Origin of the sequence: Chitinophaga terrae (ex Kim and Jung 2007) (assembly GCF_900107795.1) — a bacterium.
Classification (GTDB): domain Bacteria; phylum Bacteroidota; class Bacteroidia; order Chitinophagales; family Chitinophagaceae; genus Chitinophaga; species Chitinophaga terrae.
In genome coordinates this window covers 1-16,702 of sequence record NZ_FNRL01000009.1, presented here as the reverse complement: position 1 = coordinate 16,702, position 16,702 = coordinate 1, and the positions used below count along the sequence as shown (strand labels likewise).

Below are 16,702 nucleotides of genomic sequence, written 5' to 3'. Positions count from 1 at the left end.
TTAGTCTACCAAACTTGTAGACAAATATAGATGATCCATTTTTATTTCCAAAAAAATTTTTTTTATCTGGCGGTTAACTGTTCATAATCAGCAGAAGTATCTATGTCTATTTGTCCCTGGGGGAAATGCAGGGTAGCGGTATTATCTATATGCCGGCGAATGATCCTGCGGGCGCCTTCCTGGCCGTGCAGGGCGAGCAATTCAGGGAAGAACGGTTTATCAAAGATGGCGGGCGTTCCGTAAGTATCGCCGTAGGAGCAGGCGGCCAGCGGTTTACCAGTGCCGGTCTTTAACTGGTGAAGTTCCTGTAGCAGTGAGGAAGTGATATGTGGTTGATCGCATACCAGCAGCATTACGCTGTTTACATCCGGTGCGATTTTCAATAGATGCTGCATGCCTGTTTGTATAGAACTGCCCATACCGGCCGGCCATTGTTCGTTGACCACCGTATGCACCTCTTCTGTGGCTAATGCCTGTTTTATCTGGGTGGCGTATGCACCCAGCACCACTACTACCGGCGATGCGCCGGTATTGCATGCAGTATGTACCGCATTTAACAGGAGGCTTTTGTTCTGGTATTGCAACTGTTGTTTTGGGGTGCCAAGGCGTTTGGATGCGCCGGCGGCTAAAATGATGATGCCTGTAGTTTTCATTTTACATTAATTAAAGAATGATCTGCCTTTCCCTGGCATGAATAGTTGTGCTCTTGGTCCTTAGAGGAGCGGCATTGGTTGCAGCAATAGCGGCTTTGACCTCGCTGATCACAGATAGTGCGATCTCTTCTGAAGTTTCGGCGCCCAGGTCTAATCCTGCGGGTCCATATATTTTCTCGCGTTGGATAAATGACAGCGTTGTACCGCTATCTTCCAGTTCCGTTATCATCCTTTGCAGTTTCTTTGCCGGGCCCAATACGCCGATATACGGAACTGTTGTTTGAATGAAGTGTTGCAGCAATACAAGATCATACCGGTAGTTATGTGTCATCAGCACAACTGCTGTAAAAGCATCCGGTTTCCATTTGTTCAAAATATCACTGGCTTTGGCTGTGACAGCGCTATCGGCGGATGGAAACCTTTCCGGCGTGGCGTATCCCGGCCTGCCATCTGCTACGTGCGTGCTCCATCCCAGTATCGCCGCGATGTTTGCCAGTGGAAGCACATCATTGCCTGCACCTGCAACCAGCAATTGGATAGGAGGAGGGTAGTAGGCAATAAGACCTGTTATTTCATCTCTCGAAAAAATAACCGACTGCTTTTTGAAGAATGCCTGTGCGGTATTGTTCAGCCATGCCGGGTCGCCGCTGTTGTTGTAAATAGTTTTGCCGGCTACCTGTACCAGGCAGGTGCCTGGCTGAACAGCTCTCCTGTTTTGCAGGTTGAAGAGAGTTACCACTACCCCTGGTTGCCGTTGTTCCAGCAATTGGGCGAGCAACATAACAGGATTGAAAGGATCTTCTGCATTCACCGGTTCCAGGAGAATGTGAATAATTCCATTGCAGCCAAGTCCTATTCCCAGGGTATTATCTTCTTCATCGTTGGTGTCGTATGTCAGCAGCTGTGATCTTTGTTGCTGGATCACCAGCAACGCTTTGCGCAGTGCGTCGCCTTCCAGGCAACCGCCGCTGATAGCGCCTGTCAGCTCTCCACGTTCTGTAATGAGCATGCGCGCTCCGGGCTGCCGGTACGCGGAGCCTTCTACATGTACAACTGTTGCCAGCACTGTTTGCAATTGCTGGCGGTTGGCGCGTTGGTATGCTTTTACGATATCTGTTATTTCTTTCATGCTAATAATATTTTATCCGGCGTAATCGGCAACTCCCGTATCCGTTTGCCGGTGGCATGGTATACGGCATTAGACACTGCCGCTGCAAAACCGATCAGGGCTATTTCTCCCATTCCTTTTGCTCCCATCGGGTTGATGACAGGATCGGGTTTATCCACGAAATATACATCAATAGGCGGCGTATCTGCGTTTACAGGTACATGGTAGTCTGCATAGTTGTTGTTTACATACCTGCCAAACCGGTGATCTATAAGTCCTTCTTCCATTAGCGCCATTCCGATACCGCCCGTAACCCCGCCGATCATCTGGCTCCTGGCTGTTTTCATACTTACAATTGTACCTGCATCCGCAACGCTGACTACCTGCTTTATACGTACTACGCCGGTGAGCGGATGTACGTGGATCTTTGCAAAATGAACAGAGAAGGCGTACATAGAGTATTTCTTTGCATTTTCTCCTGCCTGGGAAGTAGTTGTTACGCTTACTTCCGGCAGGTTAAGATCTTTGAGGAGCTGCGCATATGTTACGGCGCTTCCTGCTTTGTTAGCAACAGAAAGTTGTCCGTTCCCGTGTTGCAATTCTTCTATTGTTGCCTGTTTAAAAGATGGATGATCTTTGATAGCCATCTTCCCCAGTTCATTCATTAATGCTTTGCAGGCGTCGCTAACGGCGCTGCCCACTGTTGAAACGGTAGCGGAGCCTCCCTGCTGAGGTGCATTAGGGTAAGCCGATTCGCCCAGCATAAATTTAATTCTCCCTGTTGGCAACCCGGTTGCATTGGCTGCGATCTGCACCATCGCGGTACCGGTACCCGGACCTATATCGCTGGCCGCGCTCTTCAGTACCAATCCTTCCGGCGTTAGTGTAGCCATTACCGTGGCGCCTGACCTGTATGCGCCAAATGTTCCGCTGCTTACGCCGTATCCTACCAGCATACCGTCTTCCGTCATACTTTTCGGGGCAGGGTTCCGCTGGTACCAGCCGATCTTTTCTGCGCCTGTCTGGTAGGCTTCCTTCAGGTATTTGCTGGAAAAAGGCCTGTTATGTTCAGGGTCAATATCGGCATGGTTGCGGATACGCAGCTCCAGGGGGTCGAGTTTCAGTTTGTAGGCCAGTTCGTCGATAGCCGATTCCAGTGCAAACGATCCTGTAGCTTCGCCGGGACCGCGCATCCATATAGGTGTGCCTATATTCAGCGGAACAACCTGGTATTGGGTATTTACATTGGGGCAGGCATACATGAACTTTGTCATGGCTACAATGCCTTCGGTGAACGTTTCGTAAGCCGAGGTATTGGCAGTGGCCTTGTGTGTAATACCTACCAGTTTGCCATCTTCAGTGGCGCCTATATTAAGTTCCTGGATGGAGTAAGGGCGGTAGCCTGCCATGGTGAACATCTGGTTGCGTGAAATAACCAGCTTAACAGGTTTCTGCACTTTTCTGGCGGCCAGGATCGCAGCTATTTCCAATGGCCATACCCGTAGACCCATTCCAAACGCCCCGCCTACAAACTGCGAATGAACGGTGAAGTTGTTAGGCGGTAACTGGAAGACTTTAGAGAGGGTGCCCTGTACATTTTTTACACCCTGGGTTTTCGCGTATAAAGTAAGGGTATCTGCCGAGGTCCAATGCGCAATGATACCTGCCAGTTCCATTGGATTATGTACTTCCAGCGGGATGGTGTAGGTTGCCGAAATATTGACTGCAGCGTTTTTCCAGGCGTCTGCTTCGCCCCGCAGGTAGCCTTTGTCGTTGTTTGGCGGGTAGGCTTTCCCGATGTTCTTGCTGATATCTGTCTGATGCGTTTCCTGGTTGTAGGTAACGCTAACAAGGCTGGCGCCATACGTGGCCCTTTCCAGTGTATCGGCAACTACAATGGCAATGGGTTGGCCGTTGGCATATATCCTGTCGTCGTTGAATATTTTCAGTCCTCTGTAGTCCTGTTTAAAGCCAGGAACGGGAGGTGTGTTCAGGTGAGAAACAACGGCAGTTACGCCGGGCGCTTTCAGCGCCTTTACGGCATCAATGCTCTTAATGGTACCGCTGCTGATGGTGCTGCAAACCAGCACGCCATATTGCATACCAGGTACCTGGTGATCTGCAAAGTATTTGGCTGCTCCTGTCACTTTCAGCGCTCCGTCAACCCGGTTAAGCGAATTTCCTTTTGCGGCTTGTTTCATATGGCAACAGATTTGAGCAAGGCCGTTTGTATGCTGTTTACGACCATCGCGGGTTTAAAGGCATTATACGTACGTGTTACGGCGCCTTCAATACTTTTTTCGGCGGCTTTGCGGAAGTTGTCGGCCGTTGGAGTCTGGCCTTTCAGCAGTTGTTCTGTTTGGAGTAGCCGCCAGGGTTTAGACGCTACTCCGCCCAGGGCAATACGGGCATCTTTGATCCGGTTGTTTTCTACCTGCAACGCTACGGCAACCGATACCAGTGCAAAGGCGTACGATGCGCGGTCGCGCACTTTCAGGTAATGCCAGTTGGTGAAGTTAGCCGCAGGTATTTCCACTGCAGTGATCAATTCTGTTTTGCCCAGTGTATTATCGAGCTGCGGGGTGTTTCCCGGCAGCCGGTGAAAGTCTTTCATGGCAATGGTTCTTTGCCCTTTAGGACCGGCCACAAGGATATTGGCATCCAGCGCTGCCAGCGCTACGCACATATCGCTTGGGTGTACGGCAATACATTGGTCGCTGACGCCGAATATGGCATGCATGCGGTTTATGCCATCCATCGCGCCGCAGCCACTTCCGGGAGTTCGTTTATTGCACGGCATGGTAGTATCGTAGAAATAGGTGCAACGGGTTCTTTGCAGGAGGTTCCCGCCTACGGTGGCCATGTTCCTGAGCTGAGGCGAAGCCCCTGCCAGCAAGGCTTCCGATAGCAAAGGATATTGCTTCTTCACAATATCATCTTCGGCCAGGCTGCTGTTAAGTACCAGGGCGCCGATGTGCAAACGGTTTTGTTCCTGCCTGATCTCGCGCAGCGGAAGTTTATTGATATCTACCAACGTTTCTGCAGTGAGTACGCCGCTTTTCATAAGATCCAGCAGGTTGGTGCCACCGGCTATAAAGCGGGTATTACCTGATCTGCTGGCTGCATCGATCGCTGCTTTTACAGTTGATGCCCGGTAGTAAGAGAACTGGTTCATACTTTTTCCCCTCCGTCTTTTACTGCTGTAACAGCGTGAACGATATTGTCGTAAGCCCCGCACCGGCAGATATTGCCGCTCATAAACTCCCTGATCTGTTCCGGGCTGCCTGCATGTCCTTCCCTGACGCAAGCCACTGCCGACATGATCTGCCCCGGTGTACAGTAACCGCACTGGAAAGCGTCGTGCTCTATAAATGCCGCCTGCATTGGATGAAGCGTTTCGCCCTGTGCCAGTCCTTCTATGGTAGTGATCTCGTTACCCTCCTGCATTACAGCCAGGGTCAGGCAGGAGTTGATGCGCCTGCCGTTCACGTGCACTGTACAGGCTCCGCACTGGCCATGATCGCAGCCCTTCTTAGTACCGGTAAGCGCCAGCTGTTCCCGCAGGAAATCCAGCAGCGTCACCCTAGGCTCAACGCTTTGCTGCACCTTCTGGCCATTAATGGTCATGCTTACAGGTACTTTTTCGAACAGGCCGGCAATCTTTTCGTCATTGGCAGCCGCTTTAAGTACAAGCGGAGGAGTAATGGCCAACGCCATCAACGCAGACGATTGCTTGAGGAAATCGCGGCGGTTTTCATTACGAGGATCTTTTTCTGGCAACATGGTTCAGGCATTTTGCTTCAGTAAAAGATACAAAAAATCGTGGAGTTTCACGCAGAGGTTTCACGCAGAGGGGCATAAGAAGCAAAGAAGCAAAGGATTTTGGATCGAAGCGGATTTTTAAGAGGCAAAGAGAGGATGTTATGTGCTGAATAACACATAACACAATCTCCTCTCCTCTGCTTCCTTATTTCCCCTTAAAAAAAACTTTGCTTCTTTGCTTCTTATGCCCCTCTGCGTGAAACCTCCGCGTGAAACTACCCACGGAGGGTGGAGAGCCACTGTGCCGCGAATTCGTTGCCGGGGTCCAGTTCCAGCACTTTTTCGAAGGAGCTGATCGCTTTGTCGGTCCAGTCGATCTGGTAGAAGAGGATGGCGCGGTTCAGATGTACGTTGGGATTATCGGGTGCGAGTTCCAATGCAACGTTATAAGCTGCGAGGGCCTTATCGAACTGTGATAACAGCATGTGTACTGAACCTTTGTTCATCATCAGGTTAGGTTCGTTGGGCGATAGTTCCAGGCCTTTATCGGCATATTGCAGGGCGAGCAGGAGTTGTTGATAGATCTGTTGATTGGCTTCTTCGCTGCCCCCGTTTTCCAGGTTGGCGATAGCATCGTTGGCGGTGTGCAGCAGTTGAACTACCTGTTGTTCGTACCACGCGGCGCTTTTTTCTACCTGTTCGGTGAAGGGAATGGATTCCAGGTCTATTTCTTCAGGCGTTTCTTCCGCTGCCTGCTTCATCTTATCGGCAGCGGGCGCATACCACCATTGGCAGAATTTACCGAGTTCGCCGCCCACGGGAATATCGTCTGTTGACGGAAGTGTGGCGGCGTCTATTGCCTCATTGGCCACTACAATATCCAGGATGGCCTCAAGGGCTTTATAGTTGATAGGATTGCCTTCCTGTTCTTCCATCATTACAATGTAAGGAAGCAGTTGATACCAGATGCCCAGCAGGGTAGTGTTCTTTTGTTCGCCTGCCAGTTCCGCTATTTCATGCGCTACTGAAAATATATTGATGGTTTCCGGCGCAATAGCGTCGTTTCCTGTCAGCAAACCCTTTTCAACCATGGCTGCCCAAAGCAGGGAGCCTGCATCGCAGTATAGCGTATAGGTTTGGGTGTTATGGTCGAAGTTGGCATAACCGGCTGCGGGATTGCTTTCCGGGTCGTATGCTTCCGTAGGTTGGCGGAAAATGAAACTGAATTTTTTTGAAGCGGCCAGGTTATCAAACCAGTCTTTATATGTTGTGTATTCCGGATGTGCGGTGATGGGAAAAGTATAGACGTAATGGTATTTGATGAGCAACTCCATTACCCTGAAATGGGTAAAACCTGTATCGAATTGCTGTTGGAGCTTATACAGATTATAAATAAGACTCCGGCGATCCAGTTGTTCATCGTTACTGTTATCAAGGGTATAAACGGAAAGTTCTACCAATGATTCCACTTCGTGCATTGACATGACTAAAAAAATTTGCACAAAGCTACGCAGGAAACCTGGAATTTCCCGCCGGCGGCAGCACTGCAGCCGGCGGGAAAGGAATTTATTTTAACAACACATTCTTAACGTATTGGTAGCTTTTAGTGATGCTGACGTAAGGATTGATAGTTATTTTGTCCTGCTCCACGAACAGGTGTTTAACGCCTGCCAGTTTTGCCTGGTCAAATATCTTCCGGAAGTTGATGCTGCCGGTGCCTACTTCAGCAAAGCTGACGCCTGAAAGCAGTTGCATGGATGTTTTGTTTTCGGTACCGGCGCCGGTCAGGCTGCCGGTGTTCTTTTTATCCATGTCTTTCACGTGCCAGGACACAAAGCGTCCGGGCGCTTCTTTGAAAATGCTGACAGGATCTTTACCTGACTTAACTGCCCAGAAAAGATCCAGTTCAAATGAAACGAGGTTAGGATCTGTTTCTTTCAATAGTATATCATACCCGGTTTGTTTAGTGTCGGCCAGTTGTTTAAACTCCCAGTAATGGTTATGATAACCGATACGTAGATTGGCTTTTTTGCACGCTTCTCCGGCTTTGTTCAGTTGAGAGGCCATGAACCCGTAATCGGCCGAGGTCAGTTTTTTATCCCATAGTCCCAGCGGCAGCACCGGCACTATGAAGTACTGCTGTCCCAGGGCGGTTGCCAGTTCAATTTGCGGCTGCAAAGCGTCTGCCTTGCCATTTCCCCTGGTGAGGTAGTCATTCAGCTGGTAATGGCCGCTGGGCGTCGATAGCTTGTATTGTTGCAACACGGCGTTGAGGGCTTTGGGTGTAAGGCCCCAGAATTTACCATCGCCGGCGCTGAAGTCGTAGAAGGTTTCCACTTCCTGGTAGCCTACGGCGGCTACTTTGGCTAACGTGGAAGTGGCGTCCTTGGCGAGTTGGTCGCGAAGGGTGAAAAGTTGCAATCCGATCTTTTTAGGTAAAGCCGGGTTAGCGGTCATAGCGGCCAGGCGGTCAGACAACAGGAAAGCTCCTGCCAGTAAGCCCGATTGCTTGAGGAAGCTGCGTCTGGAAGTTTGCATGCTGAAAATGATTGTAAACGTGGGTGAATTAGTAACCAACCTCAAGTTAGTAAAGGATTTTTATCCAGTGAATAGTTTTGATACTTTTTTGCTAAATGGGATAGAATAGTATAAATTATAACAGTAACGGTTATACGCCATTTACTGCGTCATGATAGCAGCTCTTTATATTAATATTAAAGTTTCTAAAAACTATTGATCCAAAACAGTTTTTACATGAGCTTATTATTCAGTGCCAAACCAGGAGTAGAAGACCATACCGAGCAAAATAAGAAGAAGAAATCCTGGGTCCGCGAATGGACGGAAGCTGTCGTCTTCGCTGTGGTAGTAGGAACGCTTATCCGGACATTTATTTTCGAGGCATTTGTAATACCGAGCGAATCGATGGAACGCACTATACTGGTGAACGATTTTGTATTTGTAAGTAAGCTTAGCTATGGCCCCCGTATTCCTATGACCCCCCTTGCCGTTCCCTTCACCAATCATACTATGCCTTTTACCAAAAGGGTGCAGCCTTTCAGTACCTCCGTACAATGGCCGTATAAGCGGCTGCCTGGATTTTCAAAGATCAGGCGGAATGATGTGATAGTATTTAATTATCCGATGGGCGATACAGTAGTGATGAACAAGCATTTCGGGGAGGAAGATTATTATTTCTGGGCGAGGGCCGACAAAGGGTATGAAGCCATGCGGGAAAATTTCCTGCCTCCCCAATACAGGCCGGTCGACAAACGGGAAACCCTGATCAAACGTTGTGTGGGGCTGCCTGGTGATACGGTTTACAGCATACAGGGCAAGTTGTTTGTTAATAATCAGCCAGCCTTTGAACCACCTGCCATGCAGGCGAAATTCACGGTACGGATGCCGGATAAAAAGCAGGTGGATTTTGCAGTGGCCAGGCGTTTGCAATTCAATCCCCAATACTATCTCGTGCTGGATTCCGTCACCTATGTATATTTCATGACCTTCCCGCAGGCCGATTCATTACGCGCCATGGGTGCAGATGTAAAGCAATGGACCTCGGACCTGAAGAACGGGAGCATCAGGATATTTCCGTTTAAACTATCAGACTATCCCTGGAGTGTGGATAACTTCGGCCCTGTTTATATTCCGAAGAAGGGCGTGACCATACCGCTCGATACCTGCAGCCTTCCTTTCTATGAAAGGATCATCTGCAACTATGAGGGCAACACCCTGGAAAAAAAGGGCGACAGGATCTATATCAACGGGCATGAAGCGAATACCTATACTTTCAAAATGAATTATTACTGGATGATGGGCGATAACCGTAACGACTCGCAGGATTCGCGGTACTGGGGATTTGTGCCGGAAGATCATATTATGGGCAAAGCATGGGTGATCTGGTTTAGTGTGGGAGAAGGAAAGATCAGGTGGAACAGGATATTTTCGCTGATCCGGTAAAACCCATATTTCGTAATTTTGCGGCATGCCAATGTTACAACATGCTGATTATGAAGCGCCGCTTTTGCTGAGGAACCGTCATCTCCTGACGGTCTACCCTACTTTATTCCGGCAAATTGAAGCTGCAAAGTACCGCAGGGAGAGGGTTACAACGCCAGACCAGGACTTTATAGATCTCGATTTCAGCGAAACAGGCAGCGATAAGGTTGTGCTCATCCTGCACGGGTTGGAAGGAGACTCAACAAGGAAATATGTACTGGGCATGGTACATATTTTCAACGAAGCGGGTTACGATACCGTTTCCCTGAATTTCAGGGGTTGCAGCGGAGAACCTAATAAGAACCTGCGATTCTATCATAGCGGGGAAACAGAGGATCTTCATTTCGCTATTAACTACCTGGCTGCTCTCAACCGCTACAGATCCATACACCTGGTTGGATTTTCGCTGGGCGGAAATGTGACGTTGAAATACCTGGGTGAAAGGAACAGCGAAGCTGCGGCACTGGTCAGATCTGCTGTTGCCGTGTCGGTACCCTGCGACCTGGCCAGTGGCGCCATTGAACTGGAGAAACCGCATAACCGTGTGTACATGAACCGTTTCATCAGGAACCTGGGCGGGAAGCTGAAACAAAAAGCTGCTGCCTTCCCGGAGATAGACCTGCGAAACTATAGCAGCATCCGGACATTCAGGCAGTTCGATGATAAATACACGGCGCCTATACATGGTTTTGAAAATGCAGACAGCTATTGGAAAATATGCAGCTCCAAAGCTTACCTGCACGATATACAAGTGCCTACTTTGCTGATCAATGCCCAGGACGACCCATTCCTGGGAGCGGATTGTTACCCTTATGAAATCGCCAGAGATCATAGTTACCTCTTTTTCCAGGCGCCTGAAAAAGGCGGGCATGTTGGCTTTGTGAACTTCGGCAATAAGTACTACTGGTCAGAGAAACGTGCATTGGCTTTCCTGCAGGAAGTTTCCTGAACGGTTCTTTGTTCCTGTCAATCCCGCCCGGCTTTGATTTATTAATTCCCTGCCTTATCTTCAGCGCAAGGCATCGTATCCTGTTGCCGCTCACGTTACCAAACCGCTCACGTCATGAAGAAAATAGTACTGTTGCTATCCTCGGCGCTCCTGGCGCTTGTAGGGGTGGGACAAACGATCAACCGGCAGATCGATTATTGGATCACCTCACCCGACCGGTCAAATACTTTAACCAGGCAGCAAACAGCGCTGACTTTTTCCAAACAGCAAACAGGCGACCCGGTGATCAGGGTAAATGAAAAAGAAACATACCAGGAAATGGATGGTTTCGGGTTTACTTTAACCGGCGGAAGCGCTACGCTGATTAACCAATTGCCGGCCAGGACAAAAGACAGCGTGTTGAAAGAACTCTTCCTGGCAAAAGATGGTATAGGTATCAGCTATCTCAGGTTGAGCATCGGCGCTTCTGACCTGAGCGATCATGTTTTCACCTACGACGATATGCCGGCAGGAGAAACGGATACGCTGCTGCAACATTTTACTATTAAGGAAGAAGAGAAAGACCTGATCCCCGTCTTAAAGAAGATACTCAAACTGAATCCCCGCATCAAAATACTTGGTTCGCCATGGACGGCTCCGGCCTGGATGAAGAGCAACCGGTCTTTTATCGGCGGCAGCCTGCTGCCACAGTACTATCCCGTTTATGCGCAATATTTCGTCAAATATATCAGGGCTATGAAGAAGGCGGGAATTACGATAGATGCTATCACTATCCAGAACGAACCACTGCACCCGGGTAATAATCCCAGTATGCTGATGCTGGCGCCCGACCAGGCCAATTTCATAAAGGGACATTTAGGCCCGGCGTTCAGTAAAGCCGGTATTAAAACTAAGATCATCTTATATGATCACAATTGCGATAAACCTGAATATCCGATCAGCATCCTGGAAGATAAAGAAGCGTATAAATATGTGGATGGTTCGGCTTTTCACCTGTATGGCGGCACTATAGATGCGCTGAGCAAGGTACACGACCGTTTCCCGGAGAAGCGTCTTTACTTTACCGAACAATGGTCGGATGGTAAAGGAAGTTTTGCCAATGAACTCACAGGAAATACGGCCAGGCTGATAGTTGGCGCATCCCGCAACTGGAGCCGCAATGTACTGCAATGGAACCTGGCGGCAGATGCGCAGTGGAAACCGCATACCGACAAAGGTGGTTGTTCCCAGTGTTTAGGCGCTATAACAATAGATAACAACACCATCACCCGCAATTCTTCTTACTACGTGATCGGCCATGCTTCCAGGTTCGTTCCGGCGGGTTCCGTGCGCCTTGGGTCTTCCTTCCCCGGCAAATTGCATAACGTGGCATTCAGAACGCCATCCGGCAAAGTAGTATTGATAGTGGTGAACAGCGGGCAGTCGGACCAGCATTTCCAGCTGGCCTATGGGGAAAACTATGCCGGCGCCAGCCTGAAACCCGGAGAGGTGGCCACTTACGTATGGTGATAAAAAGACTTGCCAGGCTTTTGCCAATAAGTTAATTTGGATCGATAAAAGGATCCATAATGCTGAAGTTATTTATGATATTATTGGGCTGCAAGCCCGAAGGCAGGCATACTGAACAACATGATATTTTTTTTGGAATAGGGGAAGAAATAAAAGACCTGGTACCGGATATGCAGGCCTTCTGGCCGGAAGCAAAGGATAAACTGCATATCGACGGTTACCGCGAGGTGAATTTCGTGGGTCATCACCAGGTGAAAGTAGTTGAGAAAACTGCTGCGCCAAAAGAAGGGCCGCAGCTTTTTTTCCTGAACCTGGGAGGGTATAAACCGGGAGAGATGGAAGAATTTCATTACAAGCTGTTAAGCGTAAACACTGATATCAGCGAGGCGATCAGGGAAGCGAAGCAAACAGCCTTTTACAGGCATACAGGTTTTGGAACGGCTGTTTCCCATGTAGATGATAAATATGGGGTAGATGTAGACGAGGTATACGTGGTAAAGGACATCTTGCCGGCTCACCTGAAAGAAAAATACCAGTTGGAAATAGTTCCTGCTGCCGTTGCCGGCAACGATGAACTAAACCTGGGATATTTTCAGTTGCACAAGCTTTAAAACCGTTTGTCAATATTTTATTTTTGTACTGGAGGCCATTTCCTACTTTCGGTGTTACCAACCAACCGTAAAAAATGAAGAAAATTACATTAAGCTGTCTTGCATTGATGGCTTTCTCAGGTGTTTTTGCACAGAAGAGTACTATTGCGGGTAAAATTCCGGCAACTTACAACGATCAGTATATCTACCTGCTTGAAAGAAGCGGCCGCACTCCTAAAGTGCTGGATTCCGCCAGGATTGCGAAAGGAACATTTGCATTGAACTATGCTGTTAAAGATACAGTAGAAGGATACCTGCAGGTTAAGTTCAGGAAAGACGACAAGATGATCGTTGGATATAACGACCTGTTCCTGACGCCTAACGATAAGATCAGGTTAACTGTAAAAGAGGGCGCACCGGATAACGTGTTGTCGAATATCGATGTAACCGGTTCCCCGCTTACCTCACAGGCGAACGAAATACGCGCGGCGCTGAAAAGCAGCGGCGAGCGGATTAACGAGATCCGGACGCAGATAGGCAAAATGATGAATGTTGAACCGGCAGATACTACCGGCTACGCGGCATTGAGAGCCCAAATGAACGTGGCAATGGAAGAACAGGAAAAAGTGATGAACGAATTTGTGGAAAAGCATCCTGATTACTTCCTGAGCCTGATCCTCTTCAGGCAGCAACTGGGCGCAAGAGTGGAAGATTCTGAAGCGGCACAGAAAGCATTCGACAAATTTTCCAAACCTGTAAAACAATCGTCGTTCGGCCTGGAAGTACAGCAATTCATCAAGGCTTCTGCCAGTCTTGGTATCAACAAAATAGCGCCTGATTTTTCTGCTGCCACACCGGAAGGTAATACGCTGAAACTTTCTGACCTGAGAGGCAAATATGTATTGCTTGATTTCTGGGCCAGCTGGTGCGGACCTTGTCGCGCCGAAAACCCGAATGTTGTAAAAGCATACCAGCGCTTTCATGATAAGAATTTCGATATCCTCGGCGTATCGCTCGATCGCCCGGGCGATACCGACAAATGGACAGAAGCTATTAAAAAGGACGGACTGACCTGGCACCACGTTAGTGACCTGAAATTCTGGAACAGCGATATTGCCAAATTGTACATGGTTAATTCCATCCCTCAGAACTTCCTGCTGGACCCTGATGGCAAGATCATTGGAATGAACCTGAGAGGCGAGGCGCTGGAAAAAGCACTGGAAAAAGTATTGCACTAAAATAATCACATACATTCCATTTCCGGCATGGTATTAGCGCCAATGACGGTACGAATATTTTATTCGGTGAAATGGATGACAAATGACAACCCGTTCCGGTTTCCCGGGACGGGTTTTTTTATGCGGTTTATTTTACTATTTTTAAAGTGTTAAACTGACAGTTAAATTCCACGTATGAAGTATATACACTTGCTACTATGGGGCGGAACGATAATAATGGCCGCCTGCCATTCAGCCAAACCAGAAGCCGAACTTCCCCCGCTGACAGAGAAAGAACAACGCCTCCCTGAAAATGCAGTAAGAGGATTGACAACCATAGATGGCCTGGAAACCACGATTTTTGCCAGCGAACCGGCCATTATGAACCCAACCAATATGGATATCGACGAAAAGGGCAGGGTATGGATCACGGAAGCGTATAACTACCGGAACGAATTGAATCCTGGCCATCCCTACAAAACGCAGGGCGACAGGATCATGATCCTGGAAGATAAGGACGGCGACGGGAAAGCGGATACAGCGAAGGTATTTTACCAGGATACCAGCATCAATGCAGCATTGGGAATTTGTGTGCTGGGTAACCGGGTGATCGTTTCGTGCAGCCCTAATGTTTTCATATTTACAGATACGGACGGAGATGATAAAGCAGATACCAAAGAGTTGCTATTCACCGGAATAGGCGGCGTGCAGCACGATCATGCCATCCATTCGTTCACTTTCGGACCTGACGGCAAATTGTATTTCAATTTCGGGAATGCAGGAGACAGCATCCTGGACAAGAACGGGAAGGGGATCAGGGACAGGGACGGAAACCTCATAGCCAATAAAGGAAAGCCATACAGGCAGGGAATGATATTCCGCTGCAACCCCGACGGCAGTGAACTGGAAGTGATGGCGCATAATTTCAGGAATAACTATGAAGTGGCGGTAGACGCCTTTGGAAATATGTGGCAGAGCGATAACGACGATGACGGCAACAGGGCTGTGAGGATCAATTACATACTGGAACACGGCAACTATGGATATACGGATGAAATGACCGGAGCAGGATGGCATAGCAGGCGTATGAATATGGAAGACTCCATTCCTTTCAGGCACTGGCACCTGAACGATCCGGGCGTGGTTCCCAATCTCCTGCAAACAGGTTCGGGATCTCCTACGGGTATGGTGATCTATGAAGGAACAATGCTGCCGGCAGCTTTCAGGGACCAGATGATACACGCAGATCCGGGGCATAATGTTGTAAGGTCTTATCCTGTAACAAAAGCCGGCGCGGGGTATACCGCCCGTATAGAAAATATTGTTACCGGTACGCGCGATCAGTGGTTCAGGCCATCGGATATTACCGTGGCGCCCGATGGTTCCCTGTTTATTGCCGATTGGTATGACCCCGGCGTAGGAGGGCACCAGGTGGGCGACCTGGATAGAGGGCGCGTATTCAGGGTAGCAACCCCCGGCAGCAAATACAAAATAAAGCCGCTGAAGTTGCAGACAGCCGCAGAGGCAGTGGAAGCCCTGAAGAATCCTAACTTAAGCACCCGCTATCTTGCCTGGATGCGGCTTAAGGAATTAGGCGCCGCTGCGGAAAAAGAGTTGCAGGAAATGTACGCCAGTGATAACAGCCGTTATCGTGCAAGGGCATTATGGTTGTTGGCGCAGCTGCCGGACGGCGACCGGTATCTCACCAACGCATTAAAAGATAAGGATGAAGACATACGTATCACTGCTATCCGTGCTGCTAAAGAGAAAGGTATGGAACCTGCGGATCTGTTGGTATCTGATCCATCAGCGGCAGTCAGGAGGCAGGCGCTTTTATCCTTATATCACAGCAACAATCCCCGGATGGCTGAAACCTGGGCCAGGCTTGCTACTCAATATGATGGCAACGATCGTTGGTATCTCGAAGCGCTTGGCATTGGGGCCGATCAGAACTGGGACACCTGTTTCAGGGCCTGGAGAAAACTCACTGCCGGCCAGCCGCTCAGCAAAGCTGCTAAAGATATAATCTGGAGAGCCAGAACTGCCGACGCGCTTCCGCTGTTGGCTGCCATCATACAGGACGGCAGTAATACGCCGTTCGAGAATAAAAGATATTTCAGGGCTTTCGATTTCTACCCATCGGCTCAAAGCACACCGGTGCTGTTATCGCTGCTCCACGGAAATCATCCTAAACAAAATGATATCAACGCTCTTGCGTTCCTCCAGCTTCCGGCCAATGCGCTGCAGCAATCGCCCGCCCTGCGGCCTTTGCTGATTAAAAGCCTGCAGTCTTTCGAGGGGAAGATGGAATTTGTGGACCTGGTAGTTAAATACCAGTTGAAAGATCAGAACAACACATTGATGAAGTATGTATTGGATACAGGCGCCAGGGAAATGAGAGGTTATGCAATGAAAGCATTGTTGCAGGCCAACGGGCAGCCGCTGGTCCTGGACGCCATTGCAAAACAGGATGCTGCTACCGTGTTGGGAATTGCCGAAGCTATAGGCAGGGTACAGGACAAGAACAGCAGGCAGTTGTTAAGCCGCCTGATGAAAGATAAAAAATCACTATTGTCCGACTAAAATAATGTTTTAGGATGAAAAAAGGCAGTTCCGAAGAACCGCCCAATTTGGTAAGTTTGAGTTACCACACTTAAAATTACCATGGGCGAAAATAAAAGTTTTTCCGGACAGCCGGTATTATCTCAAATATTAGATGTAATACCCAGTGCTATAATCAATGCGGCAAACAGAAAGCATCAATCAAACCGTTATTATAAGCGCTTACCCTTGCGGGTTCATTTGGTAAGCCTTCTGTATGGGGTGTTCAGTTACTGTAACGGGCTGCGGGAGCTATGCGAGGGGCTGTTGGCCTGTGAGGGCAAGTTGTCCCACCTGGGTTTGGATAAAGCGCC

The 16,702-nt window shown here is 48.9% G+C and carries 14 protein-coding genes; 7 read left to right on the top strand and 7 right to left on the bottom strand.

Features of this window, described 5'->3' with window-relative positions:
* Positions 1–62: 62 nt before the first annotated feature.
* The 7 genes from BLV62_RS11365 to BLV62_RS11335 all read right to left on the bottom strand — a co-directional run bounded on the left by BLV62_RS11365 (position 63) and on the right by BLV62_RS11335 (position 8,061).
* Entirely contained in the window at positions 63–653 is a 591-nt protein-coding gene (locus BLV62_RS11365) for a nucleotidyltransferase family protein (RefSeq protein WP_089761703.1), read from the bottom strand.
* 10 nt (positions 654–663) lie between these two features.
* Positions 664–1,782, bottom strand: coding sequence for an XdhC family protein (locus tag BLV62_RS11360; RefSeq protein ID WP_089761701.1), 1,119 nt, complete (start codon positions 1,780–1,782; stop codon positions 664–666).
* On the bottom strand, positions 1,779–3,962 hold the full coding sequence (locus BLV62_RS11355) for a xanthine dehydrogenase family protein molybdopterin-binding subunit (protein ID WP_089761699.1): 2,184 nt from the start codon (positions 3,960–3,962) through the stop codon (positions 1,779–1,781). Before BLV62_RS11355 ends, BLV62_RS11360 begins: the two co-directional genes overlap by 4 nt.
* Positions 3,959–4,936 (bottom strand): FAD binding domain-containing protein, encoded by a 978-nt coding sequence (locus BLV62_RS11350; protein WP_089761697.1) that lies wholly within the window; start codon positions 4,934–4,936, stop codon positions 3,959–3,961. The genes BLV62_RS11355 and BLV62_RS11350 overlap by 4 nt, the downstream gene beginning before the upstream one ends.
* Positions 4,933–5,544, bottom strand: a complete 612-nt coding sequence (locus tag BLV62_RS11345) for a (2Fe-2S)-binding protein (RefSeq protein ID WP_089761694.1) — start codon at positions 5,542–5,544, stop codon at positions 4,933–4,935. The genes BLV62_RS11350 and BLV62_RS11345 overlap by 4 nt, the downstream gene beginning before the upstream one ends.
* A 254-nt stretch (positions 5,545–5,798) precedes the next feature.
* A complete protein-coding gene (locus BLV62_RS11340; protein WP_089761692.1) occupies positions 5,799–7,007 on the bottom strand; it encodes a tetratricopeptide repeat protein in 1,209 nt (402 codons plus the stop codon).
* 82 nt (positions 7,008–7,089) lie between these two features.
* Positions 7,090–8,061 (bottom strand): sugar phosphate isomerase/epimerase family protein, encoded by a 972-nt coding sequence (locus tag BLV62_RS11335; RefSeq protein ID WP_089761690.1) that lies wholly within the window; start codon positions 8,059–8,061, stop codon positions 7,090–7,092.
* A gap of 216 nt (positions 8,062–8,277) precedes the next feature.
* Between BLV62_RS11335 and lepB the strand changes: the two genes are divergently transcribed.
* The 7 genes from lepB to BLV62_RS28975 form a co-directional block, all read left to right on the top strand.
* A complete protein-coding gene (lepB, locus tag BLV62_RS11330) occupies positions 8,278–9,483 on the top strand; it encodes a signal peptidase I (RefSeq protein WP_089761689.1) in 1,206 nt (401 codons plus the stop codon).
* Positions 9,484–9,508: 25 nt separating this feature from the next.
* Complete coding sequence (locus tag BLV62_RS11325; RefSeq protein ID WP_089761687.1) at positions 9,509–10,471, top strand: YheT family hydrolase; 963 nt, start codon at positions 9,509–9,511, stop codon at positions 10,469–10,471.
* A 114-nt stretch (positions 10,472–10,585) separates the two neighbouring features.
* Positions 10,586–11,980, top strand: a complete 1,395-nt coding sequence (locus BLV62_RS11320) for a glycoside hydrolase family 30 protein (protein WP_089761685.1) — start codon at positions 10,586–10,588, stop codon at positions 11,978–11,980.
* Positions 11,981–12,039: 59 nt separating this feature from the next.
* A complete protein-coding gene (locus BLV62_RS11315) occupies positions 12,040–12,591 on the top strand; it encodes a DUF1543 domain-containing protein (RefSeq protein WP_089761683.1) in 552 nt (183 codons plus the stop codon).
* A gap of 74 nt (positions 12,592–12,665) precedes the next feature.
* Entirely contained in the window at positions 12,666–13,808 is a 1,143-nt protein-coding gene (locus BLV62_RS11310; protein ID WP_089761681.1) for a TlpA disulfide reductase family protein, read from the top strand.
* Between the two features lie 174 nt (positions 13,809–13,982).
* The gene (locus BLV62_RS11305; RefSeq protein WP_089761680.1) at positions 13,983–16,370 is read left to right on the top strand and encodes a PVC-type heme-binding CxxCH protein; all 2,388 of its coding nucleotides are present in this window, start codon (positions 13,983–13,985) and stop codon (positions 16,368–16,370) included.
* Positions 16,371–16,451: 81 nt separating this feature from the next.
* The coding region (locus tag BLV62_RS28975; protein ID WP_139170118.1) for a DUF4372 domain-containing protein at positions 16,452–16,702 on the top strand (251 nt) is incomplete at its 3' end.

What these genes read in the sequence shown, in the direction of transcription:
- BLV62_RS11365 (WP_089761703.1), bottom strand. Translation starts at nt 653, where the DNA reads ATGAAAACTACAGGCATCATCATTTTAGCCGCCGGCGCATCCAAACGC.
- BLV62_RS11360 (WP_089761701.1), bottom strand. Translation starts at nt 1,782, where the DNA reads ATGAAAGAAATAACAGATATCGTAAAAGCATACCAACGCGCCAACCGC.
- BLV62_RS11355 (WP_089761699.1), bottom strand. Translation starts at nt 3,962, where the DNA reads ATGAAACAAGCCGCAAAAGGAAATTCGCTTAACCGGGTTGACGGAGCG.
- BLV62_RS11350 (WP_089761697.1), bottom strand. Translation starts at nt 4,936, where the DNA reads ATGAACCAGTTCTCTTACTACCGGGCATCAACTGTAAAAGCAGCGATC.
- BLV62_RS11345 (WP_089761694.1), bottom strand. Translation starts at nt 5,544, where the DNA reads ATGTTGCCAGAAAAAGATCCTCGTAATGAAAACCGCCGCGATTTCCTC.
- BLV62_RS11340 (WP_089761692.1), bottom strand. Translation starts at nt 7,007, where the DNA reads ATGTCAATGCACGAAGTGGAATCATTGGTAGAACTTTCCGTTTATACC.
- BLV62_RS11335 (WP_089761690.1), bottom strand. Translation starts at nt 8,061, where the DNA reads ATGCAAACTTCCAGACGCAGCTTCCTCAAGCAATCGGGCTTACTGGCA.
- lepB (WP_089761689.1), top strand. Translation starts at nt 8,278, where the DNA reads ATGAGCTTATTATTCAGTGCCAAACCAGGAGTAGAAGACCATACCGAG.
- BLV62_RS11325 (WP_089761687.1), top strand. Translation starts at nt 9,509, where the DNA reads ATGCCAATGTTACAACATGCTGATTATGAAGCGCCGCTTTTGCTGAGG.
- BLV62_RS11320 (WP_089761685.1), top strand. Translation starts at nt 10,586, where the DNA reads ATGAAGAAAATAGTACTGTTGCTATCCTCGGCGCTCCTGGCGCTTGTA.
- BLV62_RS11315 (WP_089761683.1), top strand. Translation starts at nt 12,040, where the DNA reads ATGCTGAAGTTATTTATGATATTATTGGGCTGCAAGCCCGAAGGCAGG.
- BLV62_RS11310 (WP_089761681.1), top strand. Translation starts at nt 12,666, where the DNA reads ATGAAGAAAATTACATTAAGCTGTCTTGCATTGATGGCTTTCTCAGGT.
- BLV62_RS11305 (WP_089761680.1), top strand. Translation starts at nt 13,983, where the DNA reads ATGAAGTATATACACTTGCTACTATGGGGCGGAACGATAATAATGGCC.